The organism is Humidesulfovibrio sp. (assembly GCF_030689645.1).
In the GTDB taxonomy this organism is placed as follows: domain Bacteria; phylum Desulfobacterota; class Desulfovibrionia; order Desulfovibrionales; family Desulfovibrionaceae; genus Humidesulfovibrio.
On the sequence record NZ_JAUYFU010000089.1, the window covers coordinates 1 to 2,415 of the forward strand.

General features: G+C 39.6%; 4 protein-coding genes and 1 other annotated feature. All 4 genes read right to left on the minus strand.

Translation table 11 applies throughout. The features are described 5' to 3' along the window. Window positions 1-259: transporter substrate-binding domain-containing protein (locus Q8O35_RS12525; protein ID WP_305573814.1), on the minus strand; the 259-nt coding region annotated here is incomplete at its 3' end. A gap of 19 nt (window positions 260-278) precedes the next feature. Next, window positions 279-1,001 carry an amino acid ABC transporter ATP-binding protein gene (locus tag Q8O35_RS12530; protein WP_305573816.1) on the minus strand — a complete coding sequence of 241 codons (723 nt, stop codon included), beginning with the start codon at window positions 999-1,001 and terminating at the stop codon, window positions 279-281. After that, window positions 994-1,662, minus strand: coding sequence for an amino acid ABC transporter permease (locus Q8O35_RS12535; protein WP_305573818.1), 669 nt, complete (start codon window positions 1,660-1,662; stop codon window positions 994-996). The genes Q8O35_RS12530 and Q8O35_RS12535 overlap by 8 nt, the downstream gene beginning before the upstream one ends. A 35-nt stretch (window positions 1,663-1,697) precedes the next feature. After that, window positions 1,698-1,906 (minus strand) — a binding site (T-box leader). Between the two features lie 165 nt (window positions 1,907-2,071). After that, window positions 2,072-2,395: a riboflavin kinase gene (locus Q8O35_RS12540; RefSeq protein ID WP_305573820.1), complete on the minus strand. Its 324-nt coding sequence runs from the start codon at window positions 2,393-2,395 to the stop codon at window positions 2,072-2,074. Between the last annotated feature and the right edge of the window lie 20 nt (window positions 2,396-2,415).

Here is a 2,415-nt window from a genome sequence, read left to right on the forward strand (position 1 = left end):
CAGCTCCTTCGTTGTTTAGGGCAGCGATGATTCCGCCAAAGTCCATATCGACCCATTCAACGCCATCATAACCCATTTCAATAGCCAAAGCTTCAGCGAAATCAATGTCAAATCCTTCAAGAGTTCCATCCGGCTTAGTCATTTCATACGGAGGATAACCGCTCGAGGTCAAGACTTTCAATAGTTTTTCTTCCTCAACTTTTGGTGCACAACCGACCAAAATGAGAAGAACAAGTAATAATGCAATTAATTTTTTCATGTTTTAGTTCCTTTCTTTCTTATAACATGTTGTTCAAGAATTTCTTTGCCCGTTCGCTTTGCGTCTGTTCAAAGAATATTTTGGGCGGATTGATTTCAACAATTTCTCCGTTGTCCATATAAATAATCAAATCTGAAACTTCTTTGGCAAAATTCATTTCATGAGTGACCACAATGATCGTCATGCCTGAATTTGTCAGATTTTTCATAACTTTAAGCACTTCAACCGTCATCTCCGGATCGAGGGCACTGGTTGGTTCATCAAACAGAATGACCGTTGGCTTCATAGCCAAAGCACGTGCAATTGCAACCCTCTGTTTTTCACCCCCGGACAGCTGATGAGGATAATGGGTTGTGCGATGATCACAGCCGACTTCCGTAAGTTTTTCAAGAGCCAGTTGTTTTGCGTCGGCTTCACTCATCTTCTTTACTTTCATTAAGGCGAAAGTAATGTTATCTGTTGCGTTCATGTGAGCAAACAGATTAAATGATTGAAACACCATACCGATTTTCTGACGTAAGACAGGAAGTGTTTTCTCATTGTGAACGATATCTACCCCATCAATCACGATTTTTCCGGATGTTGGCTTTTCTAATCCGTTAAGACAACGTAGCAATGTGCTTTTCCCGCTGCCAGAAGATCCGATGATTGCGTAGGTTTTACCGTCCTCAAACTCTATGTTTATGTTCTTCAGAACTTCCGTCTGATCAAACTGTTTAAACAGATTTTCAACTTTAATCATATTTCAACCTCTTCTCAACGGCTTTTCCGACATTAGACAAAATTTTATTCATGATGTAATACGTTATTCCGACGATCAGAAGCGGTTCGAAATATCTGAAGGTCGTTCCGGTGATGATGGTCGCTCGCCTCATCAGTTCAGATACACCGATGATTGAAGCAATCGAAGTTTCCTTAGTCAGTGTGATAAACTCATTAACTATAGCCGGAAGCACATTCCGAACAGCCTGTGGAATGATGATGTGCAACATGTAGTCTGACGATTTTACACCCAAAGCTTTGGCGGCTTCGATTTGACCTTTGTCAATCGACTCGATTCCAGCCCGAAGTATTTCGGCTAGGTAGGCAGATGAGTTGATGATAAAGATTACACTGGCGGAGAACATTGCGGTCGGTACAAAACTTACTCCTAAAAATGCCTTTACCATTTGCGGAATTCCATAGTGGAAAAACGCCAACTGGAATACTAAAGGTGTTCCTCTGAAGAAGTCAATGATTCCTCGGACGATATAGCCAAATATATTTTTCTTGCGGCTGGTGAGTCCAAAGATAAATCCAAGTATAGATCCGCCAACTGCGCCGACCAGTGCCAGTTGAATGGTAATCAAAACTCCTTGGATAATGAATGGAATGTATTCGTAAATTTTGGTAAAATCGATCATAGTTATCCTCCAATAAAAAACGTCCTTATTTTAAAAATAAGGACGTGTTAACGCGGTACCACCTTAATTCATAAAGGAATCCCTTTATGCACTCAAATCGTTAACGCCGATCTACGGGAACTATCTCAAATTTCGATAGTCCGGCTCCAAAGCACGTTCACACTTTCTTCAGCTTGTCTTTCACCAATTCACAAGTCGCTGGTTTGAAGAGTTTCGTGTTACTACTCTTTTTCTTTGCTATGAGGGTTATTATACATTCTATTATTTGAAAATCAATAGATATTTATAAATATTTTCATAAATATTCATGAAAATTGTCATATAGCACGTCATTTGTTGTTGTAAACGCTTCCAGCACGAATCAAATAACAAAATGCATCCTCATGGACGCATTCAGTTTTTCTGTTTTCTATTGTTTATCAAAATATTCTCGGGTAGTCTGATAATCTTGTAACATTTGTTCAATCAATCGCTGAATACTATCGAACTTCATTTCGTCCCGAATTCGGTGCAAAAAGGTTAATGTTATTTTTTGTCCATAGAGAAGATCATTGAAATCCAGTAAATACGCTTCAATAGAAATCTCGTTACGGGTATTGAATGTCGGATTGTGTCCGATATTGATCATGGTTTTGAATCTTCCCTGTGGAACCTCTGCTTCTCCGATATAAACACCGATCTTCGGCAAGATATATTCTTGCGCATAGTCAAGGTTTGCGGTTGGGAATCCGATCTCTCAGACTTTGTGACGTC